The sequence below is a fragment of the Rhizobium sp. R339 genome, from assembly GCF_002211395.1.
In the GTDB taxonomy this organism is placed as follows: Bacteria; Pseudomonadota; Alphaproteobacteria; order Rhizobiales; family Rhizobiaceae; genus Rhizobium.
The window spans coordinates 139,569-145,619 of record NZ_LOKV01000010.1; the positions used below are offsets into that span (position 1 = coordinate 139,569).

Consider the following 6,051-nt stretch of genomic DNA (forward strand, 5'->3'; position numbering starts at 1 on the left):
AACCGGAGATGAGGTCTCATGGCGAACAATGATCTTGTGCGACTGATCGAGGCATTCGAGCGCCTTGCTGCCGGCGGTTTCGCCATGGGGACGGAATGGCAGGCGGTTCATGATATCTGTCAGCGCCACGAAGGCGGCCAGCCGTTCGACTGGGGCCATGCCCTCTGCCACCGCATCGAGGGCGACGACTGGAATGCCGATTATTGGTATCGTCGCGCCGGCAAGATGCGCGGCACAGGTACGATCGCCGACGAATGGTCGGCGATGCGGGCGGAATTGTCTGCAAAGGCTTGAGGCTGGGTCCTGACCGCGCCGGTTTGGGCGCGATCAGGGTCCTTTGCCCGATTTATCTATTGTCCAGTTGCGACCTGACCAGCTTCAGCCCTCTTTCGGTGATCCGGTAGGGTTGGCCGGCTGACGACTTGATTGCCTTCAGCCGCTTCAGCCTGCGGAAGAGGTCGAGATCGACGCCGGGATAGCGCCAGCCGTCGCGGGTGAAGCAACTGACGGCCTCGATCTTTCTGTTGTCGTCGCGGGTAATTTCGATGCGGCCGCCTTGGGCCATGAGATGCAGGATGCGCTGCTCCGTGCGGGAAATGTCCATATGTTGAGATCCGGTATCGCGCCCGCCAGGGCGCACAAAAACGATCTGGCGCTCGATTCGAACGTCAGGGCTTCGTTTTTTCGGGCCCATGCGCACAAGCGAACTTGCGGGCAGGGCCTTTACCGGGTCTCAGGCAGGCTCAACATAAAACACCTCGATAGGAGTTCATATTCAGCCCGGAAAAAGCGGTCAAGGCGGCTTTGCCCGTCAAATCGGTCGAAAACTGCGCTTTCCATTGCATCATCTCTTTGGAGGCACTGGTAAATTCCGCGACTCAATGGTCTAGTTGAGGGGTAACGCGGAGGTGTCTTTGATCCACATTCGCAATGCCCGCGACGGGGAAGCGGAACTGTTGAGCGAAATCGGGCTGAGGGCCTGGCAAAGGGCGATGGCGTCGATCGGCGAATCGGACGCTATGGTCGACGCGGCGCGCAACGCCTTTCGCAACTTCGTGGAAAATGACTGGCTGACCATTACGGTCGTCGAGCAGAACGGCCAGGTCGCGGGCTGGGCGGCGCGCGAGGGATTGGACGAAACCATCTCGGATTTCTGGATCGATCCCATCTTCACCCGCCAGGGGCTGGGCTCGGCCCTTCTCGAGCGCATCGAAAAGGACATCGCCGAGCAGGGCTTCGACAAGGCGGCGATGCAGACCCACTCCGGCAACGCCGAAGCTATCGGCTTCTTCCAGAAGCACGGCTACAGCATCCACTGGCTCTCGGTTGCCTATAATCCGAAGCTCGACCGCGACGTGCCCTCCGTCGGGCTGACGAAACAGCTCGTCTCAGGCGGGGGCGGATACGGACAGGAATTCTGACATTTCAAAGGTGCGTCCGCGGCTCAAGCGAGCTATTCGGAGGTGACGCAGAAGTTGTTGCCCTCGGGATCATTCAAGACCGTATAGGCATCCGTCTCACGCACGAAAGTCGCGCCGAGGGATAGGAGCCGTTCGACTTCTTGTCTGCGATCCGCAGCGGCGATATCGAGATGGACGCGGTTGCGGGCGGGGCGCTCGCCCTGGCGAATATGGAAGCACAGGCGCGTTCCGGGGCCGTCGACCATCACGGTCGGGTCCGTTTCCGGTGTAAGGCCCATCGCGGCAAGGCGGGCGAGTTCCGCATCGTCATAAGGCATCACCCGTAGCCATCGGGCGCTGCCGCCCAGAAACGGGCCACACGCGAGGGAATGTCGCAGTCGATGACGATTTCCTTCAGCCTTGCCATGGTGCTTCTAAGACTTGCCGGATCGACGCTGGAAAGCGCGCTCGACGACCGCACCGCCGAAGACCGGCAGCAATGCGAAAAGCATGATCTGCGGTGTTCCCTGCAGTGCCAACACCCCGGAGATAAGGAGCGCGGCCAGCATCCCTATGAGGGCTCCGATAAGATAAGGCAAATACTCCTTCAATCGAGCCTCCATGTTGTAAGGGCAAAGCGGCGTTCCTGGATGAAGATAGTGATGATTGCGGTATCGGCAATCGGGGACAAACGTGTCTCGATCGCTTGGCCTATGCCGAATCTACAGCGCACCGGGGCAAAGCGGCCTCGCGGCCTTAGAGGAAATGACCAGCGGCGGCTGCTCTGCAACGCCGCGAAAGCCTTGCACCGGAACGCCATTTCCTTTACCTCACCAGTGGAAAAGAACAGCCTGCAAAGAGCATCAAATGACCCTTGTCGACGTCCGCACGCCCGATCCGAAACGCTTCATCCCCGGCGCCACCGGCGACTGGGAAGTCATCGTCGGCATGGAAGTCCATGCCCAGGTACTGTCCAATTCGAAGCTCTTCTCCGGCGCCTCGACGGAGTTCGGCAAGCCGCAAAATTCGAACGTATCGCTGGTCGATGCCGCCATGCCCGGCATGCTGCCCGTCATCAACGAGGAATGCGTCAGGCAGGCCGTGCGCACCGGTCTCGGCCTGAAGGCTCAGATCAACAAGCGCTCGCTCTTCGACCGCAAGAACTATTTCTATCCCGACCTGCCGCAGGGCTATCAGATTTCGCAGTTCAAGGATCCGATCGTCGGCGAGGGCAAGATCGTCATTTCGCTCGGGCCGGACCGCCAGGGCCAGTTCGAGGATATCGAGATCGGCATCGAGCGCCTGCACCTCGAGCAGGATGCCGGCAAGTCGATGCACGACCAGCACCCGACCATGTCCTATGTCGATCTCAACCGTTCCGGCGTGGCGCTGATGGAGATCGTCTCCAAGCCCGACATGCGCTCCTCCGACGAAGCCAAGGCCTATATGACCAAGCTGCGCTCGATCGTGCGCTATCTCGGCACCTGCGATGGCAACATGGATGAAGGCTCGATGCGCGCTGACGTCAACGTCTCGGTCCGCCGTCCGGGCGAAGGCTTCGGCACACGCTGCGAGATCAAGAACGTCAACTCCATCCGCTTCATCGGCCAGGCGATCGAATATGAAGCCCGCCGCCAGATCGGCATTCTGGAGGATGGCGGCGAGATCGAACAGGAGACGCGCCTGTTCGACCCGAACAAGGGCGAGACGCGCTCGATGCGCTCCAAGGAGGATGCGCACGATTATCGTTACTTCCCCGATCCGGATCTGCTGCCGCTCGAATTCGACGATGCCTTCGTCAAGGCGCTCGAATCTGACTTGCCGGAACTGCCCGACGACAAGAAGGAGCGCTTCGTGCGCGAACTCGGCCTGTCGGTCTACGATGCCTCCGTGCTCGTCTCCGAAAAGGCGATCGCCGATTATTTCGAGGCTGTGGCGGCAGGCCGCGACGGCAAGACGGCGGCGAACTGGGTCATCAACGATCTGCTCGGCGCGCTGAACCGCACCGGCAAGGATATCGAGCAGACGCCGGTTTCGCCGGCCCAGCTCGGCGCCATCATCGATCTCATCAAGGCTGGAACCATCTCCGGCAAGATCGCCAAGGATCTGTTCGAGATCGTGCTGACCGAGGGCGGCGATCCCGCCGAAATCGTCGAATCGCGCGGCATGAAACAGGTGACGGATACGGGCGCGATCGAAAAGGCCGTGGACGAGATCATTGCCGCCAATCCCGAGCAGGTGGAAAAGGTCAAGGCGAAGCCGACCATGGCGGCATGGTTCGTCGGCCAGGTGATGAAGGCGACCGGCGGCAAGGCCAATCCGCAGGCCGTCCAGGCGCTGGTCAAGGCGAAGCTCGGTATCGAGGAATAGGCGGTGTATTTCGTCCGCACCGCCGGAGAGCGCGACCTGGAAAAGGTGCGCGCTCTTCTGGTGGAGAGTTTTCACGCCACCTATGACGATCTCCATGGCAAAGCCAGGGTGGACGATCTGATCGCCCATCTTCTGTCGCCGGCGGCGCTGAAGGCGCGGCTGGCGCGCAAGGATGGCGAATTCCTCGTTGCCGATGACGGCCGCAATATCGGCGGCATGGGCTATGCGGTCATGTCGCAGGAGCTGACAAAGACCGTCATGCTGCATCTGCTCTATGTCAGCCCGCCGCTACAGCGCCAGGGCATCGGCCGGGATATTTTCGCCGAGCTCGAAACCTGCTTCCCCGATGCGGAAATTATGCGTCTCGAAGTCGAACCACGCAATGCGGCGGCGATCGCCTTCTATCAGGCGCACGGCTTCACCGAAGTCGGCCGCAACGACAACAGCGCGCCGGGACAATCCGGCATACCGTCGCTGATTTTCGAAAAACCGCTCGAAGGCCAATGAGATCGTGAGGATCGAGTTGCCCGATGTTCTCGTTCGCAAAGCGCACAGCGGCGATCTGCCGGCCCTCGTGGCGCTGTTTGCCGCCGATGCGCTCGGCGGCCACGGCGATACGACGGATCCGGTGGCCTTTCCCGATTACGCCAGGGCCTTCGCCGTCATCGAGGCATCGCCCCACCAGACGCTTTACGTCGCGGAGCGCGATGGCGAGATCGTCGGCACGTTCCAGACGATGGTGACGACATCTCTGACCGGCCGTGGCTCCTCGGCGATGATCATCGAGGCGGTGCAAACCCGGGCAGACATGCGCGGGCAGGGGATCGGCGCCCTGATGATCGAATTCGCCATTGCCGAGGCAAAAGGCCGCGGTGTGCGGCTGGTACAACTGACCTCGAATGCGATCCGCAGGGATGCCCACCGTTTCTATGAAAGGCTCGGCTTCAAGCCCTCGCATCTGGGCTTCAAGATGGCTTTGAAATGACCCGCTCTTCGCGTGGAATCGCTGGACAATTCGGCTTGGCGACGGCATAAGCAGGAAACGAATGGTGTTTGGCTCGCGTCCCGGCGAGCGCAAGGAAAAGACATGTGGAATCTTCTGGTTCAGACCTTCACCTGGTGGAACAGTCAGACGATGGGCACGCGTTTTGCGACCTGGCGTTTTGGCAAGCGCGTCGGCGAGGATGAATTCGGCAACGTCTACTACGAAGGCGGCATGTCTTCCTACGGCCTGCCGAAGCGCTGGGTGATCTACAAGGGTTATGCCGAAGCTTCCGCGATCCCGCCGGGCTGGCATGGCTGGATGCATCATCGCACCGATGTTCCGCCGTCCAAGGAAAACTATACCGCCAAGGAATGGCAGAGGCCGCACCGTCCCAACCTCACGGGTTCATCGCAGGCTTACCGCCCGCCGGGCTCGCTCGCCGCTTCGGGCGAGCGGCCGCGCGTTACCGGCGATTACGACGCCTGGACGCCCGGCAACTGAGACGGCTCGACCGGGCGACCCCAAGCCCGGCTTTTGGCCACAATTGACCTTTACCCGCAGGTTGGCCGCGCCTGATCGCGGCCATGGTTGAAAATTCTGGAGACGGGTACATGAAGCTCTTCACGCGGAACATCGTCCTGCGTGCCGCCGGATCGCTGCTGGCGCTTTCGGCCCTGCTTCCGATGGAGGCGGCAAATGCCGCGCGCATCGATAATCCGGTTGCCGTCTTCTCCGGTCTCGACAAGATTACCGGCCGCATCACCACTTTCGATGTCTATGTCAATGAGACGGTACAGTTCGGCGCGCTGCAGGTGACGCCGAAGGCCTGCTATTCGCGCGATCAGGCCGAAGCGCAGAAGATCGACGGCTTCGTCGAGGTCGATGAAATCACCCTGGATCGCAAGATCCGCCGCATCTTCACGGGCTGGATGTTCGCCGACAGCCCAGGCCTCAACGCCGTCGAGCACCCGATCTATGACGTCTGGTTGAAAGACTGCAAGACGACCTCGGACGTACCGGCGCCAGGTAACGCCAAGGCACCCGCGCGCTGATCATTGTCACCTGGAGGCGACTTGAAAGCCGCGCGGTAGCTAGAGCATCGGACGATTAAGTGTACGCGTATCCTGCCTCTTTGATGAAGTTCCAGCATTCTGTTGAGGTGAAGAGATTGCAGATATCGCCGATGGCTTTCCAGAGAGCATCGAAGGTTCTGGCTTTGGCTTTTCTGAGATGTGCCTTGAGCTTTGCGAATGCCATTTCGATTGGATTGAGGTCGGGACTGTAGGGCGGCAGGAA

10 protein-coding genes and 1 pseudogene are annotated in these 6,051 nt (G+C 60.8%); 7 read left to right on the plus strand and 4 right to left on the minus strand.

Annotated elements, in window-relative coordinates; translation table 11 throughout:
• Positions 1-18 precede the first annotated feature (18 nt).
• Positions 19-294 (plus strand): hypothetical protein, encoded by a 276-nt coding sequence (locus ATY76_RS13860; protein WP_088675320.1) that lies wholly within the window; start codon positions 19-21, stop codon positions 292-294.
• Positions 295-346: 52 nt separating this feature from the next.
• Here the strand turns inward: ATY76_RS13860 and ATY76_RS13865 are convergent, their stop codons facing one another.
• Positions 347-604 (minus strand): YjhX family toxin, encoded by a 258-nt coding sequence (locus ATY76_RS13865; RefSeq protein ID WP_088675321.1) that lies wholly within the window; start codon positions 602-604, stop codon positions 347-349.
• A gap of 310 nt (positions 605-914) precedes the next feature.
• Here ATY76_RS13865 and ATY76_RS13870 point away from each other — a divergent pair, with 310 nt between their 5' ends.
• Positions 915-1,421 (plus strand): GNAT family N-acetyltransferase, encoded by a 507-nt coding sequence (locus ATY76_RS13870; RefSeq protein WP_088675322.1) that lies wholly within the window; start codon positions 915-917, stop codon positions 1,419-1,421.
• Positions 1,422-1,453: 32 nt separating this feature from the next.
• Here the strand turns inward: ATY76_RS13870 and ATY76_RS13875 are convergent.
• Together ATY76_RS13875 and ATY76_RS33715 are read right to left on the minus strand one after the other, a co-directional pair.
• Positions 1,454-1,827, minus strand: a pseudogene (locus tag ATY76_RS13875) (VOC family protein).
• A gap of 7 nt (positions 1,828-1,834) precedes the next feature.
• Positions 1,835-2,011: a hypothetical protein gene (locus tag ATY76_RS33715; protein ID WP_190233652.1), complete on the minus strand. Its 177-nt coding sequence runs from the start codon at positions 2,009-2,011 to the stop codon at positions 1,835-1,837.
• A 256-nt stretch (positions 2,012-2,267) separates the two neighbouring features.
• Between ATY76_RS33715 and gatB the strand changes: the two genes are divergently transcribed.
• The 5 genes from gatB (at position 2,268) to ATY76_RS13905 (ending at position 5,807) form a co-directional block, all read left to right on the plus strand.
• The gene (gene gatB, locus ATY76_RS13885; RefSeq protein ID WP_088675324.1) at positions 2,268-3,770 is read left to right on the plus strand and encodes an Asp-tRNA(Asn)/Glu-tRNA(Gln) amidotransferase subunit GatB; all 1,503 of its coding nucleotides are present in this window, start codon (positions 2,268-2,270) and stop codon (positions 3,768-3,770) included.
• Between the two features lie 3 nt (positions 3,771-3,773).
• On the plus strand, positions 3,774-4,277 hold the full coding sequence (locus ATY76_RS13890) for a GNAT family N-acetyltransferase (RefSeq protein WP_088675325.1): 504 nt from the start codon (positions 3,774-3,776) through the stop codon (positions 4,275-4,277).
• Between the two features lie 4 nt (positions 4,278-4,281).
• Positions 4,282-4,755: a GNAT family N-acetyltransferase gene (locus ATY76_RS13895; protein WP_088675326.1), complete on the plus strand. Its 474-nt coding sequence runs from the start codon at positions 4,282-4,284 to the stop codon at positions 4,753-4,755.
• Positions 4,756-4,857: 102 nt separating this feature from the next.
• Positions 4,858-5,256 carry an NADH:ubiquinone oxidoreductase subunit NDUFA12 gene (locus tag ATY76_RS13900; RefSeq protein ID WP_088675327.1) on the plus strand — a complete coding sequence of 133 codons (399 nt, stop codon included), beginning with the start codon at positions 4,858-4,860 and terminating at the stop codon, positions 5,254-5,256.
• 110 nt (positions 5,257-5,366) lie between these two features.
• Positions 5,367-5,807 (plus strand): DUF2155 domain-containing protein, encoded by a 441-nt coding sequence (locus tag ATY76_RS13905; protein ID WP_088675328.1) that lies wholly within the window; start codon positions 5,367-5,369, stop codon positions 5,805-5,807.
• A 55-nt stretch (positions 5,808-5,862) separates the two neighbouring features.
• Here the strand turns inward: ATY76_RS13905 and ATY76_RS13910 are convergent.
• On the minus strand, positions 5,863-6,051 hold a 189-nt coding region (locus ATY76_RS13910; RefSeq protein WP_190233653.1), incomplete at its 5' end, for a transposase.

Excerpts from the sequence above, each read along its gene's own strand:
- ATY76_RS13860 (WP_088675320.1), top strand. The coding sequence starts at position 19 with ATGGCGAACAATGATCTTGTGCGACTGATCGAGGCATTCGAGCGCCTT.
- ATY76_RS13865 (WP_088675321.1), bottom strand. The coding sequence starts at position 604 with ATGGACATTTCCCGCACGGAGCAGCGCATCCTGCATCTCATGGCCCAA.
- gatB (WP_088675324.1), top strand. The coding sequence starts at position 2,268 with ATGACCCTTGTCGACGTCCGCACGCCCGATCCGAAACGCTTCATCCCC.
- ATY76_RS13900 (WP_088675327.1), top strand. The coding sequence starts at position 4,858 with ATGTGGAATCTTCTGGTTCAGACCTTCACCTGGTGGAACAGTCAGACG.
- ATY76_RS13905 (WP_088675328.1), top strand. The coding sequence starts at position 5,367 with ATGAAGCTCTTCACGCGGAACATCGTCCTGCGTGCCGCCGGATCGCTG.